Here is a 22,631-nt window from a genome sequence, read left to right on the forward strand (position 1 = left end):
CACCCGCATTTCGAGGAGACAAGCATGAACGTGATCGTGCATGAGCGTGACAACGAACATCTTTCCCGTGAAGCCCGCGCCATGGGCATAGTGGTCTGGGACGTGATCCAGAATGGCGAGCTGGTCGGCATCTTCCCGACCCAGGATGAAGCCGACGCCTACCGCAAAGAGCTGGAAGAGACACAAGCGCAAGGATAAGCCGAGGCTGTTGCCGTTTCGAGCGAAACGGCAACAGCTTCACGGCGCCTGCCGCGCCCGCGCCCAAGCATCACTCTCGCCAGCACGACAACCTCACCTGCGCAGTTGCCAAGCCAACGCCAAAGCCCACCGCCGACTGAACCTCCCACCGGCACCTCACGCCCTGGCAGCAGCTGCGTCGCCAGATAGCCCGATTCGACTTCCGCCTGCAGGTAAGCATCACAGACAACGCGATCATGGCTCGATTCGGCATCAGGCCAGGCGTTATGGATGAAGAGTTGAACGCTCATTGCCCAGCCCTCTTACAGATCCAGCACCAGCGGTTGTACGCCTTCTTCGCCTTTTGCCGGCACCGCGCAGCAGATCAGCACGCCGCCATCATCCGGCAGCTCGGCCGGCGGATTGGGGTAGTGCACCTGGCCGCTGACCAGGCGCGTCTTGCAGGTGCCGCAGGAACCGCCGCGGCAACTGAACTCGGGCGTCAGGCCACGGCTTTCCGCCAGCTCCAGCAAGCTGCCGCTGTCCGGCGTCCAGCGCGCCTCCTTGCTCGAAGCGCTGAAGTACACCGGCACCGGTTCGCTCGCGGCAGGCGGCTGCACGAGGGCCGTCACCTGGCCATCGGTACGACGCGTGAGCGTCGAGGGGCCGAACGCCTCGGCGTGGATGCGCTCATCGGCGACATTGAGATCGCGCAGGCCATCGTAGATCGCCTGGGTAAAGGCGGCCGGGCCACACAGGTAGAAGTCGTAGTCATCGAACGACAGCGCCGCCTTGATCTGCGCCAGGTCGATACGCCCCTGCTGCTCGTAGTCGCGGCCCACAACAGCGTCCGCCTCCGGCGCACTGAGCGCGCGGTGCACCTGCAGCAAACCACCCGCACGCTGCACCAGCTCATGCAGCTCGGACTGAAACGGCAGGTCGCTCAGCGTCCGCGCGCCCTGGAAGAAATGCATGCGCCTGCCCTGCCCCAGCGCCACCTGTTCACGCAGCATCGACAGCAGCGGCGTGATACCGACGCCGGCGCCGATCAGCACCAGCGGCCGGCGGCTTTCGCTGTTCAGAGTGAAGCTGCCCAGCGGCGCACGCACGTCCAGCACATCGCCCACCCGAACCTGCTCGTGCAGATGCCGCGACACCACGCCCTGCGCCTTGACGCTGATACGCAGGAAACCATCCGACGGCGCGCTAGAGAGGCTGTAGGTGCGCAGCAGAGTCTCACCGCTGGCGGTGGTGATTCGAATCGGCAGGTGCTGACCGGCGGCGAAACCGGGTGCGGCGCCCTGCTCCGGCGCCAGCACGAAGGAGCGGATATCGCTGCTTTCCTGCTGCACACTCTGCACACGCCAGCGCTGCCACTGGTTGCGCTGCTCACGCTCGCGCAAGCGCGCATCGGTCTCTGCCCAGGTGCCGGTCATCAGGCTGGTCGGTGCATATTCTTCGAAGGCCCAGCGCAGCGAAGCCGCCGCCGGGCGCAGCACCACCTGCTCGACGTCGAAGGTCCACAGCCGCTCGGCGCCTTCGAAGGCATTGATCAGCGGGCTGTCGAGGATGATCTCGGCGCGGCCGGCCAGCTGCAGCACATCGCCCGTGGCGAAGTCGACGAACAGCAGCCCGGCACGCGGATTGACGCTGAGGTTGCCCAGGGTATTGAAGTGCAGGTTGCCGGCGTAGTCGGGAATGGTCAGGCGATTGCCCTGCACCCGTACGAAGCCGGCGCGCCCGCCACGGTGCGAGACGTCCACCGAACGGCGGCCATCGTCGTGCTCGACGTAGCTGGCGACGAAAAAGGTATCGGCGCTGCCGATCATCTCGGCGCTGCGCGCATCCAGCTCGGTCGCGTCCAAGCGCTCGACGCCACGCTGGTGCACACGGCGGTACTGGCGCAGCTGGATGTACTGCGGGCAGTTGCCGAAGGAATGCTCCACATCGATGTCCAGGCGCTGCGCCGAGGCCTGGCGGATATGCCCGTTGATGCGATTGCGCCGCCGCGTGTGCAGCTCGATGCCGAGCAGGCCGATGGCATCGCCCGCATGCAGTCCACTGGTGGTCGGATCCAGCGGATCGAGCGCCATGGCGGCCAGATCGAACGACAACTGACGCGGGTCGGGCGAGGTAACGAAGCCCTCCTCGCCTTCGATCAGGGTGGCCCAGGGCTGGCCGCCAGCATCCACGGCGCCGGCGATCATGAAGGGCAATTGCCGGTAGAAGTCGCGATGCTGATCCGGCATGTAGTCGCGGATCACCTTCTGTCCGAGCACTTCCATGCGTTCGGCGACGCCGACCTTTTCCTGCAGTTGCTTTTCACCGGCATGCCAGGGCGAGTGCCGATGGCTGGGAAGCTGTTGCATGTTCTGCCCTCCACGAAAGCGGCCGCCGGGCGATCCCGGCGGCGGTCAGCGACTCAGTCTTGCAGGCCGGCAGCGGTACGCGGCATCGGCACGAAACCCGGCAGCGCCTCGATGCGAGCCAGCCAGGCGCGGATGTTCGGGTAGGGCTCCAGCGACACGTTGCCCTCCGGCGCATGGGCGATGTACGAGTAGTTGGCGACATCGGCGATGCTCGGCTTGTCGCCGGTCAGGAAGGGGGTGTCGCTCAGCTCGCCCTCCATCACGGTGAACAGCGCATGGGCGCGGTTGATCACTTCTTCGGTGTTGAACGAGTAGCCGAATACGGTAACCAGGCGCGCGGCGGCAGGGCCGAAGGCCACCGGACCGGCCGCCACGGACAACCAGCGCTGCACACGGGCAGCAGCGGCGGGCTCCTGCGGCAGCCAGTCGTCATTGCCGTAGCGCTTGGCCAGGTAGACGAGGATGGCGTTGGAGTCGGCGACGACGGTGCCACCGTCATCGATCACCGGCACCTGGCCGAAGGGGTTGAGGGCGAGGAACTCCGGCGTCTTGTGCGCGCCCTTGGCCAGATCGACGAAGATCAGCTCGGTGGGCAGCTGCAGCAGCGACAGCATCAGCTCGGCGCGGTGGGCATGGCCGGAGCGGGGAAAGTTGTACAGTTTGATGGCGGGACGGGACATGGCGATGACTCCTTGAGAGTGGGGTTGGTCTCCGCGAGATAAGCGGGCTTCGCGACGATGGAGTCATGTTCACCCCATCCAACCTGGAGAAGAATCCCCATTCAAGGCAATCCACTATTTCACTTTCTGCAATGACCTCAGACCTGAAAGGCCGGGTGGGCGCGCAGCCGCGGCACGGCAAAGTCGAGGAAGCTGCGTACCCGCGCGGCCGCCCGGCGCCCTTCGCGGTAATACAGCTGCACCGGCAAGGGCGGCGCGGCGAAATCCTCGAGCACGGCCAGCAGTTGCCCCGCCTGCAACTCATGATGGGCTTCGTAACTCAGGCAGCGGGTCAGCCCGAAGCCGGCGAGCGCCGCGCGAATGGACGCCTGCGGCGTGCTGCAGGTCAGCTGTGGCGCAAGCTTCACCACCCTGTCGGCAAAGCGCCATTCCCCGGCATGGCCGGTCGAGGAGGTGGCGATGGTACGATGCGCGGCCAAGGCGTCCGGGCTGGCCGGCCGGCCCCAGCGCTGCAGATAGGCCGGTGCCGCACAGATCAGCGGGCGCACCTGCCCCAGCGGTACGGCGAAACCGGACGAACTGGGCAGGTGACCGACCACCAGCGCCAGGTCAATGCCCTCCTCCAGCAGCCTCGGCAGCTCCTCGCGCGCCAGGGTAGCCAGGCTCACCTCGGGAAAGCCCGCCAGGTAATCGACGGCGATGGGCGCCAGCACCTGATGCGTCATCAACAGCGGCAGGGCCAGGGTCAACTGCCCGGCCGGGCTGGCATGCAGCCCCGTCACCGACTGCTCGGCCTCCTCCACCCGCTGCAGGATGCGCTGGCAACTATCGGCGAAAGCGGTACCCGCCGCGCTCAGGCTAACCCCGCGCGGCCCGCGCAGCAGCAGGGTGCAGTCCAGACGCTGCTCCAGGCTGGCGATGGTGCGCATCACCGTGGCCTGCGACAGCTGCAGCGTCCTGGCAGCCGCCGCCAGGCTGCCCGCCTGTGCCACGGCGAGGAACACCTGCATTTCGCGGTGCTGGCTCATGGCGTGGACGGTGCGCCAGCCGCGCGCAGCGCCGGGTCGGCACGAAAGCTCGCGGCGCAGTGATCGACGAAGGTACGCACCTTGGCCGAAACCTGGCGACCGCCCTGATGAATGATATGCACCGGCAAGGCCGGCGGTTCGAAGGCCTCGAGCACCAACTCGATCTCGCCGCGCGCCACTGCGGCAGCCACCTGGTAGGACAGCACGCGGGTATAGCCCCAGCCCAGGCGCGCGGCGCTGATCGCCGCCTGGTTGGAGCTGACGGTAAAGCGTGGCGCAGGGGTGAAGCCGAAACCGCCATCGGCGCCAACGAAGTTCCAGTGCGTCAGCAGACCGCTGGCACTGGACATGACGATGGGCGCATCGCGCAATTCATCCGGGTGGCGCGGGCGCCCGACGCGGTCGAGAAAATCTGGCGAAGCGCATACAACCGGACGAATCTGCCCGACCTGCAATGCCGGGTGATCACCCTCAGGCAGCGAGCCGATGCGCACGGCAACGTCGATGCCCTCCTCCATCATGTTCACCACGCGGTCGACCAGCAGCGCATTGATCTCCACGTCCGGGTAGCTGTCGAGGTACTGGGTGATGCGCGGAATCAGGAACAGCTCGCCGAACATCACCGGCGCGGTCACGGTGAGCCGGCCACGCGGTCGCACGCTGCCACCGGCGGCCAGCTCCTCGGCTTCTTCCAGCTCCAGCAGGATGCGCCGGCAGTCCTCGACATAACGCTGGCCGGCTTCGGTCAGGCGCAGACTGCGGGTATTGCGCGCCAGCAGCAGCGTGCCGAGGCGCGCCTCCAGCGCCGCGACGGCGCGGGTCACGCTGGGCGGCGAGATGCCCAGCAGCTTGGCACCGCCGGCGAAGCTCTCGGCCTCGGTCACGGCCAGCAGCACCTTCATTTCCTGAAACCGATCCATCGTCACCGCCCGTTTCGTTGCCGCGAGAGCACAGGATAATGCCTCAGCGCCTGCTCAATGCCAGGCGCGCGGCGAACAGCAGGAAGATCAGCCCCGTGCTGCGATCCATCCACCTGATCACCGCCTCGCGCCGCAACCAGCGACCGAGCGGCTGGGTAGCGCCGATCAGCAGCGCCGCCCAGACCAGGCTGAGCGCCACATGGATGCCCACCAGGCCGAAGGTCCAGGCGATCAGCGGCTGCCCCTGCGGGATGAACTGCGGCAGAAAGGACAGGTAGAAAATGCCCACCTTGGGATTGAGCACGTTGCCCAGCAGGCCGCGCAGAAACCAGTTGGCGCCGGGCCGGCCGCCGGCCTGCGCTGGCGTCAGGGAGTTGCGCGGGCGCAGCAGCATGTTCAGCCCGAGCCAGGCCAGATAAGCCGCGCCGCAGTACTTGAGCAGGTTGTAGCCGAACTCGGACACCGCCAGCAGCGCGCCCAGGCCGAAGGCCACGGCGGCGCCCCAGATCAGGCAGCCGGCATTGATGCCCAGCGCCGCGCGAAACGCCTGTCGCCGGCCTTCGACCGCCGCGGTGCGCAGCACCAGTGCGGTGTCGATGCCCGGAGTAAGGGTCAGCAAGGTGGCCGCCAGGGTGAAGGCGATGAGGTTTTCGGCAAAGGGCATCGGCGCAGGCTCTGTCTAAGCAGGCGCCGATTATAGACAGAGCCGCGGGTGCGCCGCGCGTACCGGGAAAACCGCCCGGGGCGCACGACGTGCCCGCCGTCGCTTAACCGCGATAGGCCTCGAACAGCCCCGTGGCGCCCATGCCGCCGCCGACGCACATGGTGACGATGCCGTAGCGCAGCTCGCGGCGCTGCAGCTCGCGCACCAGATGACCGACCTGACGCGAGCCGGTCATGCCGAACGGGTGGCCGATGGAGATGGAGCCGCCGTTGACGTTGTATTTCTCGTTGTCGATCTCGAGCTTGTCGCGGCAGTACAGGCACTGCGAGGCGAAGGCCTCGTTGAGCTCCCACAGATCGATATCGTCGACCGTCAGGCCCTTGGCCTTGAGCAGCTTGGGCACCGAGAACACCGGGCCGATGCCCATTTCGTCCGGCTCGCAGCCGGCCACGGTGAAGCCGCGGAAGTACGCCTTGGGTTTGAGTCCCAGCTCCAGCGCTTTCTCCAGGCTCATCACCAGGGTCATGGAGGCGCCGTCGGACAGCTGCGAGGCGTTGCCGGCGGTGACGCTACCGGCCGGGTCGAACGCCGGCTGCAGCTTGGCCAGGGATTCGAGAGTGGTATCCGGACGGTTGCAGTCGTCGGCCTCGACCACGCCGTCGAGAATCTTCCTCTCGCCGGTGGCCTTGTCTTCCACCTGATACTTCACTGCCATCGGCACGATCTCGTCGGCGAACAGACCTTCGGCCTGGGCGCGCGCGGTGCGCTGCTGGCTCTGCAGGGCGTAAGCGTCCTGGGCCTCGCGGCTGATGCCGTAGCGGTTGGCGACGATCTCGGCGGTCTTGCCCATGGGGTAGTAGATGCCGGGGTTGTCCTGCTGCAGCAGCGGGTTGAACAGGTTGTCCATGTTCATGCTTTTCAGGGTCATGGTGATGGACTCGACGCCACCGGCGACGATGATGTCGCTGCAGCCGGATGCCACCTGGTTGGCGGCGATGGCGATGGCCTGTAGGCCCGAGGAGCAGAAGCGGTTCAGCGTCATGCCCGCCACTGGATTGCCCAGGCGCGACAGCACGGCGACGTTGCGGCCGATGTTCATGCCCTGCGCGCCCTCGTTGGAACCGGCGCCGACGATGCAGTCGTCCACCAGCGCCGGATCGATGCCATTGCGCACCAGCAGCGCATCGACGCAGTGGGCGGCCATGTCGTCCGGCCGGGTCATATTGAACTTGCCGCGGAAGGACTTGGCCAGGCCAGTCCGCACGCTGTCGACGATCACCACTTCACGCATGACGCACCTCGTTGTTATTGGATGGCGAATGGCGGGAAGATAAATCCAGCCCATAGCTTGGCGCGACCATCATTGATCTGGCGTATACGGGTCGATGCAGGACATAGCCCGGATGCAATCCGGGGCCACCGGGAACGAAACAAAAGCATCGCGGCTGAAGCCGCTCCTACAGAAGGTACACCCGTCCGTAGGAGCGGCTTCAGCCGCGATCAAAGCAGAAACCCATTGCAGCCTGCGGAAGCGGCCGGGCGGCATTCCGCTTCAGCCGCGAGTGAAGCTTCAATCCCTGGCGAACGCCGACTCGATGGCCTCGTTGATGGTGCGCAGCACCTTGACCCGGGCGAAGCGCTTGTCGTTGGCCTCGATCAGCGTCCAGGGCGCGATCTCGGTGCTGGTGCGGTCGACCATGTCCCCTACCGCATCAGCGTAATCGTCCCACTTGTCGCGATTGCGCCAGTCTTCTTCGGTAATCTTGAAGCGCTTGAACGGGATCTGCTCGCGCTCCTTGAAGCGCTCCAGCTGCGTCTGCTGGTCGATGGCCAGCCAGAACTTCACCAGAATCACCCCGGCGTTGATCAGTTGCTCCTCGAAGTCGTTGATTTCGCCATAGGCACGCAGCCAGTCGGCCTGGCTGCAAAAGCTTTCGACCCGCTCCACCAATACGCGTCCGTACCAGCTGCGGTCGAAGATGGTGAACTTGCCGCGCGCCGGAATGTGCCGCCAGAAGCGCCAGAGGTAGGGCTGGGCGCGCTCTTCCTCGGTCGGCGCTGCCACCGGCACGATGCGGTACTGGCGCGGGTCGAGCGCGCCGGTGACGCGACGGATGGCGCCGCCCTTGCCGGCGGCGTCGTTGCCCTCGAACACGGCGATCAGCGCGTGCTTGCGCATGCGCTTGTCGCGCATCAGGCCGGACAGGCGTGCCTGCTCGGTGGCCAGCTGCTCCTTGTAGTCGTCCTTGGCCAGCGCCTGGGCCATGTCCAGGCTGGCCAGCAGACCCCGATTCTCCAGACTGGAGGCCAGCGGGGCAGCATGCGGTTGCAACTTCGACCGCTGAGGGTTGGCCAGCGCCGCCTGCAGACCCTCGAGCAGAATGCGGCCGACGGTAAGGCTGCGGTAATAGTGGTCGACGCCCTCGACCACGTACCAGGGTGCGTAGTCGCGACTGGTGCGGCGCAGTATGCGCTCGCCATAGTGGACGAATTTGTCGTAGGTCTTTGATTGCTGCCAGTCCAGCGGGCTGATGCGCCAGCTGTGCAGCGGGTCATCCTTGAGCGCTTCCAGGCGCGCTTTCATGTGCTTCTTGGACAGATGGAACCAGAACTTGAAGATCAGCGCGCCCTCGTCGCAGAGCATGCGTTCCAGGCGCTCGGCGCCGTCGATGGCCTGGTCCAGTACGGCATCCTTGAAACGTCCATGCACGCGCCCCTGCAACATCTGGCTGTACCAGTTGCCGAAGAACACGCCGATGCGCCCCTTGGGCGGCAGCTGCCGCCAGTAGCGCCAGGCCGGCGGCCGCGCCAGCTCCTCGTCGGTCTGTAGATCGAAGGTACTGACCTGGATCAGCCGCGGGTCCATCCACTCATTGAGCAGCTTGACCGTTTCGCCCTTGCCGGCGCCTTCGATGCCGTTGATCAGCACGATCACCGGAAAGCGCGCCTGCTGCCTGAGCTCGTACTGCGCTTCCAGCAGCGCCTCACGCAGCGCCGGCTCTTCGGCCTCGAAGGTGGCCTTGTCGATACTGCGGCCGATCTCGGCGGATTCGAACATGCAGAAAACCTCCCTGGAATGATCGTTAAAGCGTAATGGATTGGCCGCGACTTTGCCTGGCGGCAGCTCGCCACGGATTGACCTGCGCCGGATAAAGCGCATGCGCAGCGGTTAGAATCGGCGCCTGTTTGATCGGGATGCAACCATGTCCGAAACCCTCAACGCCCAGCTCGACTGGGACGAACACGGCCAGCCGCTGTCGCGCAGCTATGGCGACGTGTACTTCTCCCGCGCCAACGGCCTGGAGGAAACCCGTCACGTCTTCCTCGCTCACAACCAGATCGTCGAACGCTGCCAGGCCCTGCCGGCCGGCGGGCGCCTGGTGATCGGCGAAACCGGCTTCGGTACCGGACTCAATTTTCTCTGCGCCTGGCAAGCCTTCGCCGAGCATGCTCCGTGCGATGCTCGGCTGCACTTCGTCAGCGTGGAGAAATTCCCCCTGACCCAGACGGATCTGCAGCGCGCCCTGGCCCTGTGGCCGGAGCTTGCGTCCTACGCCGAGCAGCTGGTGGCGCAGTACCGCGCCATCCATCCCGGCTTTCAGCGCCTGCTGCTCGACGGCGGCCGCGTGGTGCTGACGCTGATGGTCGGCGACGTGCTCGAATGCCTGCCGCAGCTGGACGCCAAGGTCGATGCCTGGTTCCTCGACGGTTTCGCCCCGGCGAAGAACCCGGAGATGTGGACAGAGGAACTGTTCACCGAACTGGCAAGACTGTCGGCGCCCGGCGCCACGCTGGCCACCTTCACCAGTGCCGGTTTCGTTCGTCGCGGGCTGATCGCGGCGGGCTTTGCCGTGGTGCGAGTCAAGGGCTTCGGCCACAAGCGCGAGATGCTGGCCGGCCCCTTCCAGGCGCAGCAGATGCAGCACACGGCGCCCTGGTTCTCGCGCCCGACGCAGACAGCCGACGCACGCCACGCGGTGGTGATCGGCGCCGGCCTGGCCGGTTGCGGCACCGCCGCCAGCCTGGCCGCACGCGGCTGGCGCGTGACCCTGCTGGAGCGCCATGACGATGTCGCCCGCGAAGCATCGGGCAACCCCCAGGGCGTGCTCTATCTGAAATTGTCGGCCCATGGTACGGCGCTGTCGCGGCTGATCGTCGCCGGTTTCGGCCATACCCGCCGCCTGCTCGAACGCCTGCAGCGCGGCGTCGACTGGGATGCCTGCGGCGTGCTGCAACTGGCCTTCGACGCCAAGGAAGTCGAGCGTCAGAACAAACTGGCCGCAGCCTTCCCCGGCGACCTGCTGCACGCGTTGCCCAAGACCGAAGCCGAGGATCGTGCCGGCATCGGCCTGCCGGCCGGCGGCCTGTTCTACCCGGATGCCGGCTGGGTGCACCCGCCAGCGCTGTGCCGGCAACTGGTGCAGCACCCGCGGATCGAATTGCGCCCCTATCAGGAGGCGCTGAGCCTCAGTCGTCAGCAAGAGCGCTGGTGCATCGAAGGACAGAACGGCGTGCTGGCCGAGGCGCCGGTGCTGGTCCTGGCCTGCGCCGCCGAGATCGGCCGCCTGCTGCCGGAGGCGAATCTGCCGCTCAAGCGCATCCGCGGGCAGATCAGCCGTCTGCCGGCCAGCGAGTCCAGCCGCGCGCTGCGCACCGTGGTCTGCGCCGAAGGCTACGTCGCCCCTGCGCGCGACGGCGAACACACCCTGGGCGCCAGCTTCGATTTCCACAGCGACGATCTCGCGCCCAGCGTGGCCGAGCACGCCGGCAACCTAGAGCTGCTGCGGGAGATTTCTCAGGACCTGGCCGAGCGCCTGGATACGCAGACGCTCGATCCGGCGACGCTGCTGGGCCGCGCCGCGTTTCGCTGCACCAGCCCGGACTACCTGCCGCTGGTGGGCCCGCTGGCCGCTGGCCAAGCCTTCGCCGAGGCGTACGCCGTACTGGCCAAGGACGCCCGCCAGGTGCCGGAAACGCCCTGCCCCTGGCTGGAGGGCCTGTATATCAATAGCGGCCATGGCTCGCGCGGGCTGATCACCGCGCCGCTATCGGGCGAGCTGATCGCCGCCTGGCTGGAGGACGAGCCGCTGCCGGTGCCGCGCGAGGTGGCCGAGGCCAGCCATCCCAACCGCTTTATGCTGCGCAAGCTGATTCGCGGTAGCTGATACGGTGCGCAGTGCGCACCGAAACGACCGCGCGATTACGCCCTGGCCTCGGCGAGTACCGGCTTGGGCTTGCGAAACACCAGCACGTTGCCCAGCATCACCAGGCCCAGGCCAAGCAGCGCCGGGGCCGTCCATTGATAGCCCTCGGCGAACACCGAAATGTTCAGCGCCACCACCGGGAACAACACCGTACAGTAGGCGGCGCGCTCCGGGCCCATGCGCCCGACCAGCGTCAGATAGGCGGTAAAGCCGATCACCGACCCCGGAATGGCCAGGTACAACAGCGAGCCGACATAGCGCGCGTTCCATTCGAAGGCGAACGGCGTGCCGCTGACCAGGCAGATGCCCACCAGCATCAGCGCGCCATAGAGCATGCCCCAGGCGTTGGTGGTCAGCGGCTTGAGCCCGGCCTTCTGCTGCAGGCTGGACAGCATATTGCCGGCCGAGAAGAACAGCGTGCCGCACAGCGCCAGGCCGATGCCCAGCAGGCTTTCGCGGCTGGCCTCGTGCCCGGCCAGTTCAGGCCAGAACAGCAGGCCAAGGCCGGCCAGCCCCAGCGCGCCGCCGAGCAGCACGTTGGCAGCGATGCGCTGTTTGAAGAACAGCCGCGCATTGATCGCATTCCACAAGGTCGCGGTGGAGAAGATCACCGCAATCAGGCCGCTGGGTATCCATTGGCTGGCGGTGTAGAAACACAGGAAGTTGAGGCAGAACAGGCACAGCCCCTGCACCATGCAGATGCCCTGCCCACGGCGATCCAGCCGCTGCAGGCGGCCGCTGAACCAGAGCATGGCGAACAGCACGGCCGAGGCCAGCGCGAAACGATAGGCGATGGAGGCGGCTGCGGCCACCTCGCCCATCTGCAGTTTGATGGCGATCCAGGTGGTGCCCCAGATCAGTACGGTCAGCAGGTAAAGCGACAGGTTCATGGCGTCCTCCGAAAACTGACTCCAGTCTGAAACCCGTACGCACCGGGCGCTTGCACAAAGTTGCGCATTTATCGAAGGGCCACCCTTGTCTGCCATCGCGCCCCAGGGCTTATCATTCCGGTTTTGCCAGCCAGGTCATCACCTCCGCATGCTGTCCGCCGTCGCGCGCTACAAACAACTGCTGTCCAGCGCCCTCGCCCGTTACTTCCCCCGCACCACCGCCTACCTGCGCGCCGAGCGCGAAGCTGCGCAGCCACGCAAGCCCGTCCGCAAACAGAACAAGAAGAAGTCCACCGGCAACAAGAAGGCCGGCAGTCGCAAGGCCCCCAGCGGCAAGCCTGGCCCCGCCGGCATCTACCCGGCAGTCCGACTGAAGATCGAAGATGCGCAGGTAAAGGCCATGCGCGAGCGCGTGGCCCAGGCGGTGAGCGCCGGGCTGATCGGCGCACCATCGGAGGAGCAGTGGGCGATGATCCTCTGCCGCGCCCCGCTGGCGCGCATCTTCGCCGGCGCCGGCTCGGGCAAGTCGAGCACCCTGGTACTGCGCGTGGTGTTCCTGCTCTGCCACCTGGAGATCGAGCCGAAACGCCTGACGGTGATCTCCTTCACCAACGCCTCCTGCCACGAGCTGCGCGAGCGCCTGCAACGCCTGCTCGACTTCTGGCACTACCCGCACGACGCGCGCCAGTGCGTACGCACCTTTCACGCCGCCATGGCGACGCTGGCCAAGGAAAGCCTGGGCAACCCGCGCTGGTTCGAGCAACTGGACGAGCCCGGCGACGAACCGGACAACCCGCTCGCAGGCACGCGCCTGCGCCCCGCGCAACAGCGCCTGCTCAAGCAGGCCTACCAGAACGCCTATGCAGGCGATGCGCGCTTTCGCGCCCTGACTCACCGCCTGCTCAAGCTGCCAGAACCCGAAGAGCCGCCACAAGGCAAGGCCAAGGCGCCGCTGGATGCCTGCAAGCTGCCCGGTGAGTTCGCCGCTCTGCCGCTGTTCGAGCTGCTGCACGGGCAGATCGACTTCGCCGAGAGTCTGGGCATTCGCCTCGACCGCCTGGACGTGAAAGCGCTGGGCTGCGGCCCCCGCGAGCGCGATTTCATCGAGGCCATGCAGCGTTTCCACCAGCATTTCAGCGCCCTGCTGCACAGCCAGGGGCTGACCAGCTTCAACGGTGCGTTCGCCCAGCTGAGCGAGCGACTGAGCAGCGACGGCGGCAAATGCGGCCCCGCCCTGCTCGCCCTGAGCCACCTGCTGATCGACGAATTCCAGGACATCTCGCCGCAGATCGTGCTGTGGCTCCAGGCCGTGCACCGTCGCCTGCACGCCACGGGCGAACGCATCAGTCTGATGGCCATCGGCGACGACTGGCAATCGATCTACGGCTGGCGCGGCAGCTCGCCGGAGCTGTTCATCGATTTCGACCGCCACTTCCCCAGTCGCGGACGCGGCAAGAGCACCACCCTGCTGCTGGGCACCAACTATCGCAGCATCGAACCGGTGATCCGCGATGGCGAGAAAGTGCTGGCGGAGGTAACGAACAAGCAGGCCAAGACCTGCATCGCGGCCAGGGCCATGCAACCGGGCGACCATGGCGTGAAGCTGATCCAGCGCTTCGACCTGGCCAACGGCCTGCCGCGCTTGCTCGAAGAGATACGCGCGCAATGCGCCCATGTCGCCAGCCGCCCCGGCGCCGACCGCACCGCCGTGCTGCTGCTCAGCCGGCGCAACGAGCCGTTGCAGCAGGTGCGCGCACAACTGGACAAGGCGCTGCCGGTCAAGGCGCTGACCATCCACCGCGCCAAGGGCCTGCAGGCCGAGGTGGCGATCATCCTCGACGACTGCCTGCCGGTAGAGAAACACCCGCTGCGCAACGCGCTCTACGCTCAATGCGGCTTCTTCGCCGGCAGCTACGACCAGGCCATGCAGGAAGAAGCCCGGCGCCTGGCCTACGTGGCCATCACCCGCGGCGTGAGTCGGGTCTTGTGGTACACGCGCAAGGCCCAGGGCGCCACGCAGTGCTTGGCAGCGAGCCGGCCAATCGCGCAAGCTTCAGGCTGATCGGCACTTCAGGCATTCCCATGGACAAACTGCTGGCTCTGCGCACCTTCGTCGCCACCGTTCGCTGCGGTGGTTTTTCCGCCGCGGCGCGGCAACTGGGGCTGGTCACCTCGTCGGTGACCCGCGCGGTCAACGCCCTGGAGCAGGAGCTGGGCTGCGTACTGCTCAACCGCAACACGCGGCAGATCAGCGTCAGCGAGGCCGGGCGCGACTATTTCGAGCGCGCCCTGGCCATACTCGAAGCGTTGGACGAAGCCGACGCTGCGGTGGCCGATAGCGACGGTGAAGTGCGCGGTCGGCTAGCAGTAAGCGTTCCGGTGGAGTTCGCCCGTCGGCTGATCGCCCCGCGCCTGGGCGAGTTGCTCGAGCGGCACCCGCAACTTGAAGTGACCCTGCGCGTCACCGACGAGGTCGTCGACCTGCTCAGTCAGCGCATCGACCTTGCCCTGCGCCTGGGTTCGTCGATCACCAGCGACGACGTGGTCAGCCAGCGGGTCGGCAGCTTTCGCCGCTGGCTGGTGGCGAGCCCGCAGTACCTGGCGCGCTCACCTGCCATCGAGCATCCCGAGGCGCTGCAGACTCATGCCTGCCTGCAGTTCGATTATGGTAGCCCGACCCGCTACTGGCGCTTCGAGCAGGACGGCGAACTGCTTCAGGTTCCGGTAACCGGCCGTCTGCTCAGCAATAACGCCGACATCCTGCGCCAGGCGGCGCTGGCCGGTCAGGGCGTGGCGCTGCTGGCCGACTGGCTGGTGCGCGAGGACGTCGCCAGCGGCCAACTGCTGCGCCTGCTGCCCGAGCACGAGGTCGCTCCCGGCCCGCATGACGGTGCCATCCACTTGCTGTATCTGCCCAATCATCGGGGCTCAAAACGCATCGCTGCATTCACGGCCTTTCTGCAAAGGGTGCTGGAGTGATCCATTGCGCAACACGCAATGCAGCGTTGCCGGCGCGCCGGATTATCCTTACCTCGCTCTGTCCCTAACCTTGAGTCTCCAGGCCAAACCACCACGGAGACTTCAGATGGCCCCTTCTCTGTTCGACCCCATCAGCCTCGGCGACATGCAGCTACCCCACCGGGTGGTGATGGCGCCGCTGACCCGTTCGCGTGCCGAGCAACCCGGCAACGTGCCAGGCGCGCTTAATGCCGAGTATTACCGCCAACGTGCCAGCGCCTCGCTGATCATCAGCGAGGCCACGCAGATATCCCGCCAAGGCCAGGGCTATGCCTGGACGCCTGGCATCCACAGCCGTGAGCAAATTGAAGGTTGGCGCCTGGTCAGCGACGCCGTGCACCAGGCCGGTGGACGCATGTTTCTGCAGCTGTGGCATGTCGGCCGCGTTTCCCATCCGAGCCTGCAACCCGGCGGTAGCCTGCCGGTGGCTCCAAGCGCCATGCAGGTGCCCGGTCAGACCTTTATCGAGGACGATAACGGCCGGGGCGTCTGGAGCGACATACCCGTTCCACATGAGCTGAGTGTCGATGAGATCTGCAACATAGTCGCCGACTACCGCCAGGCCGCGCGCAATGCCATGGAAGCGGGAATGGACGGCGTGGAGATACACGCCGGCAACGGCTACCTGCTCGATCAGTTCATCAACTCCAACAGCAACCGGCGCCGCGACGGTTACGGCCAGAGTATCGGCAACCGCGCGCGCTTCCTGCTGGAGGTGGTCAAAGCGGTGTGCGAGGAAATCGGCGAGCAGAAAGTGGCCGTAAGGCTGACGCCAATGGGCCGCTTCATGGGCATGGGCGACGACACCCCGGCAGCCACCTTCGGCTACATCGTCAGCGAACTGAACCGCTGGCGCCTGGCTTATCTGCATCTGGTGGAACCGGCGATTGTCGGCACCCAGCGCGATGAAGACAGCAATCCAGCCTGGGATCGCATCATCCGTCAGCTGCGACGCAGCTGGAACGGCGTGCTGATACTGGCTGGCGGCTACGACCTGCACAGCGCACGTCGCGCTCTGGCGGAAGGTCGCGCCGATCTGATCGCCTTCGGCCGGTTGTTCATTGCCAATCCGGATCTGCCACAACGCCTGCGTCAGCAAAGCCGTCTGAATGCGCCGGACAGCAGCAGCTTCTTCGGCGGTGGCGCTGCCGGCTATACCGACTATCCCGCCCTGAACGCCTGAGAAATCATCATGACCAGTCAGACTACGTCACTCACCCGAGAATCCCCCGCCCTGTCACAGGCACTGGTGCTGCTGTTCGCCCTGTGCTGTGGCGCCATCGTCGCCAACCTCTACTACGCCCAACCAATCATCGAGCTGATCGCCCCGGATGTCGGTCTCAACGCCGAACGCGCCAGCCTGATCGTCTCGCTGACGCAGATTGGCTATGCCCTGGGTCTGTTGTTTCTGGTGCCACTGGCCGACCTCATGGAAAGCCGCCGGCTGATGCTGATCACCACTGTCGCTGCCCTGCTCTGCCTAGCGGCCGCTGCGTTCGCCACGCAACCGGATCTGTTCCTCGCCCTGGCACTGCTGATCGGCCTCAGCTCGGTCTCGGTGCAGATGCTGATTCCCCTGGCTGCCAACCTGGCGCCGGAGGCCAGCCGTGGCCGCGTGGTGGGCAACATCATGAGCGGTCTGCTGCTCGGCATTCTGTTGGCACGGCCTCTGGCCAGTGTGGTGGCCGGCGAGTTCGGCTGGCGTGCGGTGTACCTGATGGCGGCCGCTCTGATGCTGCTGATCGTGGCCGTGATCGCCACTACCATTCCGCGTCATGCCCCCAGCCACCGCGCCAGCTACGGGCAACTGCTGGTTTCGCTCGTGCAGCTGCTGCGCCGCTATCCGACCCTGCGTCGTCGCGCGCTTTATCAGGGCCTGATGTTCGCCAGCTTCAGCCTGTTCTGGACGGCCGCGCCGCTGGAGCTTGCCCGCCATCTTGGCCTGAGCCAGCAGGACATCGCCCTGTTCGCCCTCGCCGGCGCCATCGGCGCGGTCGCGGCCCCCATCGCCGGGCGCCTCGCCGACGCCGGCCATACCTGGCGCTCCAGCCTGGTGGCGCTGGTCCTGGCACCACTGGCCTTTGCGCCCAACCTGCTCAGCGCCGGGCTGGGCTGGATCGGACTGGTCGCCACCGCCATCGTGCTGGATTTCGCCGTGCAGATGAGCATGGTGCTGGGCCAGCGCACCATCTATGCCCTGGAGCCGCAAAGCCGCGCACGGCTCAATGCGCTGTACATGACCAGCATCTTCGTGGGCGGCGCCATCGGCTCGGCACTGGCCAGCCCGGTCTACGAACGTTTCGGCTGGTCGGGCACGGCACTGCTGGCCGCCGGGCTGCCGCTGCTGGCCCTGCTGATATTCATCGGCAAAGAGGAGTGAGGAGGTTCGCGACGCAAGAATCGCAGGCAACAAAAAACCCGCCTAAGCGGGTTTCTTCCCAACCATCCGACATCCTGTCGGTAGCCATCTTGGCCTGGTCATCTTCCTTGATCCTCAGCGATCCGTCGCTGCAGGGGATGTGTATAGAGTAGGGACTTACCCTGAGCGGCAACAGCCGTTGTTGCCGTCTCAGCGTGTAAGCCTTTTGCCATAGCGCTCAGGAAGAACGCCCGATCATTCGCCCCAACACATCGACATCGCCCTGGCGGCGGTGCACGAAGGCCATGACGATATGGCCGATGATCAACACCAGCAGCAACCAGCCCAGATTGCCGTGCAACAGGTTGGCCGGGGCAAGCATCCATTCGATCTTGTCCCCGTCGAAACCGCTCATGATGGTCATGCCAAAGGCCTCGAAGGCGCGGCCGGAGCCATATTGACGCAGCAGGGCGAGCAGCGGGATCAGTACCATCAGGCCATAGAGCGCCAAATGGCCGAGCTTCGCCGGAACGCTGAGCGAGGCCGGTCGGCGACCGCGGTTGCTCAGCGCCCAGAGCAGGCGGATCACCACCAGCACCAGCAGTAGCAGCCCAACCGCCTTGTGCGTTCCGCCGACGATGCTTTCGAGAAAGTGCCCCTCGGGTACGATCACCGTGAGGTATTGCCATACCAGCAGCGCGGCCATGGCCCAATGCAACAGCCGCGAGACAGCGCCGTAACGCTGCGCGGAATCTTGGAGGTTCGACATATCAGGTTCCCTGTCAGGTTAAATCGGTGAAGCAGCCTCATAAGGCCTGGCTTGCGCACGCGGCAACGCATTATCGGGACTGCGACAGGAAGGCGCGGACACGGTTCCGCGCGCTTCGCTTGTTGGATGGTCGATGCTCTATCTCGGGCCTTTCAGACCATGTCCGGAGCCTATGGTGCCTGCAGCGAAGCGCATGTGGGTAGTCTGGCTGTAAGCAAGTGTGTCGCTGACAGGTCAGCGACACACGTTTTGCCGTCAACCGCCGCGCAGGCGGTCGCTGGCCTCGCGCCAGACATGATGTTGCGGCTCCTGCCAGATGCGCGCGTGCAGACGCGCCATACCGTCAGGATCGTTGAGCAGACGCCAGCGGGTCGCCTCGACCTTGCCTTCAGGTCCGGCGTTGAGGATTTCATCGATTCGCTCATCGCGCAGCGCTTCGGCAGCCGGCACCACCTTGGCGTGGCGGGCACGGGCCATGGCGCAGACCAGGGCGTTGTACAGCGGATCGACCACGGCGCGGAGGAAGCCCCGATGCAGCGCACGCGAGCTGTTCAGTTGCTCGTACTCGGCGGTATTGCTCAGCTCCACCGGCACCTTGTGCTCCTCCGGAATCAGGAACAGCTTGCCGCGCCGCGCCGCCAGGCCTGGAGCCGTGCGGCTGGTCAGTACCGACACCGCCGGCGACAGCACCAGGGACACGACAATGGGCGCCAGCCACCAGAGGAAGTCCGGGTTGAGCCAGGCTACCAGTGCGGTCCAGCCGATACCGATCAGCACTTGCGTACCGTGACGGCGGAAGGCTTCGCTCCAGGGCGTGGAATCATCGACGCGCTGCGGCGAGTTCCACTGCACCGACCAACCGAGGAAGGCGGCGGTCACGAACAGGCTGTGAAAAAGCATGCGCACCGGCGCCAGCAGCACCGAGCAGGAGGCCTCCAGCAGCATCGACAGCAGCACTCGCGTGCGCCCTCCATAGGCTTCGGCGCCCTTGATCCAGATCAGCAGCACGCTGAGCAGCTTGGGCAGGAACAGCAGCGTCATGGTCGCCGAGAACAGCGCCACCGCCTCTTGTGGCTGCCAACGTGGCCACAGCGGATAAAGCTGGTTGGGCTGCAGGAAATACTCCGGCACCATCAGGGTGTGGATCGCCAGCAGGCAGGTCGACAGCACCAGGAACAACAACCACAACGGCGCCGAAAGGTAGGACATGACGCCGGTGAGGAACACCACGCGATGCACTGCGTGCATGCCGCGCACCAGGAACAGACGAAAGTTCATCAGGTTGCCGTGGCACCAGCGGCGGTCGCGCTTGAGCTCGTCGAGCAGGTTCGGCGGCAGCTCCTCGTAGCTGCCCGGCAGGTCGTAGGCGATCCATACACCCCAACCGGCGCGACGCATCAGCGCGGCCTCGACGAAGTCGTGGGAGAGGATCGCACCGGCGAAGGAACCGGTGCCCGGCAACGGCGCCAGGGCGCAGTGCTCGATGAAGGGTTTGACGCGGATGATCGCGTTGTGCCCCCAGTAGTGCGATTCACCCAGCTGCCAGAAGTTGAGGCCGGCGGTGAACAGCGGCCCGTACACGCTGGTGGCGAACTGCTGCAGGCGCGCATACAGGGTGTCCATGCCCGAGGCCTTGGGCGCGGTCTGGATGATGCCGGCACCGGGGTTGGCCTCCATCAGGCGCACCAGGCTGGTCAGGCAATCACCGCTCATCACGCTGTCGGCATCGAGCACCACCATGTAGCGGTAGTTGCTGCCCCAGCGCCGGCAGAAGTCGTCGATGTTGCCGCTCTTGCGCTTAACCCGGCGCCGACGGCGGCGGTAAAAGATATGGCCGAAACCTTCCACGTCGCGACACAGCTCCATCCAGGCCTGTTGCTCGGCCACGCAGATGTCCGGATCGTTGCTGTCACTGAGGATGAAGAAGTCGAAGTGTTCGAGCTGCCCGGTTGCCTTGAGCGACTCGAAGGTCGCGCGCAGGCCGGCGAATACGCGCGGGACGTGCTCGTTGGCGATCGGCATCACCAGTGCGGTTCGCGCGTTTGGCGAAATCGGCTCGTTGCCGCAGCTGGTGGCCGAGATGCTGTAGCGATCACGCCCCTTGAGCAGCTGGAAGAAGCCCATCAGCGCGGTCCAGAAGCCCATCGACACCCAGCAGAACAGCAGGGCGAACAGCGCCAGGATGCTGGTCTGCACCACGTACGGCAAAATCTGCCGCGCCGACTCGCGCAGTGGCTGCTCGAACACAAGCCCCAGGTCGACCAGCGACCAGCCCTGATAGGGCAGTACCGACTTCATGTACCAGGTGGCGACCACGGTCTGCACGATCATCAGTAGCAGCAGCGCGGCGCGGCGCACCGCGGCGACATGCCGCCAGCGTTCTTCGGCGAAGTCCTCGCTTTCGCGCGTGCGCGGTCGCGGCGCAGGCTTCTCGCCCTTGAGGCGACGCCAGCCGCGCTGCAGGATATTGGTCTGCCAGGGTTCCGGCACCATGCGCGTGCGCTTGATCGGCGGCGTCGAATCGATGGTCGGACGCCCCTGGTGATCCTGCACGATGGGGCAGCCGCGCTCGAGCGCATCCGGCCAGCCCAGCGCCAGCCTCGCTGGCACCGAGTCGAGCATCTCGCGGGTTTCTTCCTGGGGCTCGGCGGTGACCTGATCGTCCTCATGCAGGGCGCGATGCAGTGTCGCAAGATCGCCGCCCTCCTCTTCGACTCGACTGGCCAAGGCCTGCTGCCGCTCGTGATCGAGCGGCAGTTCACCCAGGTAATCCTGGATCTGTGTAGCGTCTAGGGTGTTATTCATGGGAAGGCAGCTGATAGCTCCAGGTTTCCGACACAGGCTTGCCGTCCTCGACCAGCGCGGCACGCATCTCCACCGGCTGCGCCGGGTTCTTCACCTTGACCCGCAGCATCAGGCGCCAGCCCTTGCTCACCGGGTTGTAACGCAGGCTGTCTTCCAGCAACTCGGCGTTGTCATCGACGCTGACCTGCACCTGCGGCGCGGCATCGGGCGAACGCTTGGCCAGTTCCTCACCGACGAAGTCGACCACCAGCGCGGTGCTGCCATCGGCCTGACGGATCAGGTTGGCCTGCTTGATGTCGCCCTCGGACAGACGGGTCTGGCTGACCATGGCCAGCTGCGGATCGTGCAGCTTGGCGTCGTCACGGCTGAAATGTAGTCGATAGGCCACATCCAGCGACTCACCCGGTGCCGGCTGTTTCTCCGGGCGCCACAGGGCGACGATGTTGTCGTTGGTTTCGTCCGGGGTCGGAATTTCCACCAGCTCGACATGACCCGCGCCCCAGTCACCCACGGTTTCCACCCAGCCGCTCGGACGCAGCTCGTAGCGATCATCGAGATCCTGATACTGGTTGAAGTCGCGGCCACGCTGCATCAGGCCGAAGCCACGCGGGTTGTCGATGCGGTAGCTGCTGACGTTGAGACGCTGCGGGTTGTTCAGCGGACGCCAGATCCACTCGCCATTGCCGGCGGCGATGGCCAGGCCGTCGGAGTCGTGCAGCTGCGGGCGGTAGTTCGGGCGTGGCCAGGGCTGGTTGGCGCCGAACAGGTACATGCTGGTCAGCGGGGCGATGCCAAGTTTCTCGACGTTCTCGCGCAGGTAGACCTTCGATTGCACGTCGAGCACGCTGTCACGGCCCGGCTTGATCTCCATGCGGTATGCACCGGTGGCGCGCGGCGAGTCGAGCAGCGCGTAGATCACCAGGCTGCGGCGATCCGGCTGCGGCTTCTCGATCCAGAACTCGGTGAAACGCGGGAACTCCTCGCCGGACGGCAGCGCGGTGTCGATCGCCAGGCCGCGCGCGGAGAGGCCGAACACCTGGCCCTTGCCGACGATGCGGAAGTAGCTGGCGCCGAGCACGCTCATCACTTCGTCGTGGCGGCCGCCGGTGTTGATTTCGTTGATCACCTTGAAGCCGGCGAAGCCCAGGTCCTTGAGGTCATCCGAGTTCAGTTCGAGATCGCCGAAGTCGAACATCGACGGGTCGTACTTGATCTCCTGGGTACTGTCGGCAGTCACTTCGTTGATTTTCACCGGCAGGTCGAAGTGCATGCCCTGATGGAAGAAGTACAGCTGGAACGGCAGCTTGTCGTTGCGCCAGTGCGCCTTGTCTTCAACGAAGCGAACCTTCTGGTAATCGGCGAAAGGCAGTTGGCGCAGCGCAGCCGGCAAACGGCTTTGCGGCGCGCTATAGCGTTCGGCGGCAAGCGCCTTGGCCTTGACGGCCACATCATCCAGCTCGAAGGCCCAGCTCTGGGCAGCGAACAGCATAGGGAGCACACAGAGGGCCAGCTTGCCGGCCTTGCCCATAAGGGCTCCAGAACAACGACTCATCGACACACAGCCTCCAGGGCAACACGTACTGACGGGCAGCGGCCAGCCCATGAGGCGGTCGCTGCGAAGGTTGAAATCAGGCGAATGGTATAAAGACAACGCGAGCACAATGCAGACAGCCAACCGGACGGTGACGTCCCCGCATGCGCGGATTCTTTCTGCGCATTATTACCAGATCGTGAAGTCCGGCACAGGT

At 65.8% G+C, this 22,631-nt stretch carries 17 protein-coding genes; 6 read left to right on the forward strand and 11 right to left on the reverse strand.

Annotation, left to right across the window (positions count from 1 at the left end; genetic code table 11):
* The first annotated feature begins 24 nt into the window (after positions 1 to 24).
* On the forward strand, positions 25 to 198 hold the full coding sequence (locus DXK50_RS07595; protein WP_167358717.1) for a hypothetical protein: 174 nt from the start codon (positions 25 to 27) through the stop codon (positions 196 to 198).
* A gap of 302 nt (positions 199 to 500) precedes the next feature.
* Here the strand turns inward: DXK50_RS07595 and DXK50_RS07600 are convergent, their stop codons facing one another.
* The 7 genes from DXK50_RS07600 to pap all read right to left on the reverse strand — a co-directional run bounded on the left by DXK50_RS07600 (position 501) and on the right by pap (position 8,896).
* A complete protein-coding gene (locus DXK50_RS07600; RefSeq protein WP_212629875.1) occupies positions 501 to 2,546 on the reverse strand; it encodes a pyridoxamine 5'-phosphate oxidase family protein in 2,046 nt (681 codons plus the stop codon).
* A gap of 53 nt (positions 2,547 to 2,599) precedes the next feature.
* Positions 2,600 to 3,226 (reverse strand): glutathione S-transferase family protein, encoded by a 627-nt coding sequence (locus DXK50_RS07605; RefSeq protein WP_212629876.1) that lies wholly within the window; start codon positions 3,224 to 3,226, stop codon positions 2,600 to 2,602.
* 137 nt (positions 3,227 to 3,363) lie between these two features.
* The gene (locus DXK50_RS07610; RefSeq protein WP_212629877.1) at positions 3,364 to 4,254 is read right to left on the reverse strand and encodes a LysR family transcriptional regulator; all 891 of its coding nucleotides are present in this window, start codon (positions 4,252 to 4,254) and stop codon (positions 3,364 to 3,366) included.
* Positions 4,251 to 5,174 (reverse strand): LysR family transcriptional regulator, encoded by a 924-nt coding sequence (locus DXK50_RS07615; protein ID WP_212629878.1) that lies wholly within the window; start codon positions 5,172 to 5,174, stop codon positions 4,251 to 4,253. Before DXK50_RS07615 ends, DXK50_RS07610 begins: the two co-directional genes overlap by 4 nt.
* 43 nt (positions 5,175 to 5,217) lie before the next feature.
* A complete protein-coding gene (locus DXK50_RS07620; protein WP_212629879.1) occupies positions 5,218 to 5,838 on the reverse strand; it encodes a LysE family translocator in 621 nt (206 codons plus the stop codon).
* A gap of 103 nt (positions 5,839 to 5,941) precedes the next feature.
* Entirely contained in the window at positions 5,942 to 7,129 is a 1,188-nt protein-coding gene (locus tag DXK50_RS07625; RefSeq protein ID WP_212629880.1) for a thiolase family protein, read from the reverse strand.
* 279 nt (positions 7,130 to 7,408) lie between these two features.
* Positions 7,409 to 8,896, reverse strand: coding sequence for a polyphosphate:AMP phosphotransferase (pap, locus tag DXK50_RS07630; protein WP_212629881.1), 1,488 nt, complete (start codon positions 8,894 to 8,896; stop codon positions 7,409 to 7,411).
* Between the two features lie 145 nt (positions 8,897 to 9,041).
* Between pap and mnmC the strand changes: the two genes are divergently transcribed.
* Positions 9,042 to 11,003 (forward strand): bifunctional tRNA (5-methylaminomethyl-2-thiouridine)(34)-methyltransferase MnmC2/FAD-dependent 5-carboxymethylaminomethyl-2-thiouridine(34) oxidoreductase MnmC1, encoded by a 1,962-nt coding sequence (mnmC, locus tag DXK50_RS07635; protein WP_212629882.1) that lies wholly within the window; start codon positions 9,042 to 9,044, stop codon positions 11,001 to 11,003.
* 35 nt (positions 11,004 to 11,038) lie between these two features.
* On the opposite strand, the gene DXK50_RS07640 is transcribed toward mnmC, so the two are convergent.
* Positions 11,039 to 11,932: a DMT family transporter gene (locus DXK50_RS07640; RefSeq protein WP_212629883.1), complete on the reverse strand. Its 894-nt coding sequence runs from the start codon at positions 11,930 to 11,932 to the stop codon at positions 11,039 to 11,041.
* A 148-nt stretch (positions 11,933 to 12,080) separates the two neighbouring features.
* Here DXK50_RS07640 and DXK50_RS07645 point away from each other — a divergent pair, with 148 nt between their 5' ends.
* The 4 genes from DXK50_RS07645 (at position 12,081) to DXK50_RS07660 (ending at position 17,330) form a co-directional block, all read left to right on the forward strand.
* On the forward strand, positions 12,081 to 13,994 hold the full coding sequence (locus tag DXK50_RS07645) for a DEAD/DEAH box helicase (RefSeq protein WP_212629884.1): 1,914 nt from the start codon (positions 12,081 to 12,083) through the stop codon (positions 13,992 to 13,994).
* A gap of 20 nt (positions 13,995 to 14,014) precedes the next feature.
* Positions 14,015 to 14,911, forward strand: a complete 897-nt coding sequence (locus DXK50_RS07650; RefSeq protein WP_212629885.1) for a LysR family transcriptional regulator — start codon at positions 14,015 to 14,017, stop codon at positions 14,909 to 14,911.
* Positions 14,912 to 15,017: 106 nt separating this feature from the next.
* Positions 15,018 to 16,133: an alkene reductase gene (locus DXK50_RS07655; RefSeq protein WP_212629886.1), complete on the forward strand. Its 1,116-nt coding sequence runs from the start codon at positions 15,018 to 15,020 to the stop codon at positions 16,131 to 16,133.
* Between the two features lie 9 nt (positions 16,134 to 16,142).
* Positions 16,143 to 17,330 carry an MFS transporter gene (locus DXK50_RS07660; protein ID WP_161865119.1) on the forward strand — a complete coding sequence of 396 codons (1,188 nt, stop codon included), beginning with the start codon at positions 16,143 to 16,145 and terminating at the stop codon, positions 17,328 to 17,330.
* 217 nt (positions 17,331 to 17,547) lie between these two features.
* On the opposite strand, the gene DXK50_RS07665 is transcribed toward DXK50_RS07660, so the two are convergent.
* From DXK50_RS07665 to DXK50_RS07675, 3 genes are all read right to left on the reverse strand, one after another.
* Positions 17,548 to 18,078, reverse strand: a complete 531-nt coding sequence (locus tag DXK50_RS07665; protein ID WP_161897887.1) for a cytochrome b — start codon at positions 18,076 to 18,078, stop codon at positions 17,548 to 17,550.
* A gap of 255 nt (positions 18,079 to 18,333) precedes the next feature.
* Entirely contained in the window at positions 18,334 to 20,883 is a 2,550-nt protein-coding gene (gene mdoH / locus DXK50_RS07670; protein ID WP_212629887.1) for a glucans biosynthesis glucosyltransferase MdoH, read from the reverse strand.
* On the reverse strand, positions 20,876 to 22,411 hold the full coding sequence (locus tag DXK50_RS07675; protein ID WP_161865122.1) for a glucan biosynthesis protein G: 1,536 nt from the start codon (positions 22,409 to 22,411) through the stop codon (positions 20,876 to 20,878). The genes mdoH and DXK50_RS07675 overlap by 8 nt, the downstream gene beginning before the upstream one ends.
* Positions 22,412 to 22,631 lie beyond the last annotated feature (220 nt).

The organism is Pseudomonas sp. KB-10 (assembly GCF_018221585.1).
Classification (GTDB): domain Bacteria; phylum Pseudomonadota; class Gammaproteobacteria; order Pseudomonadales; family Pseudomonadaceae; genus Aquipseudomonas; species Aquipseudomonas yangonensis.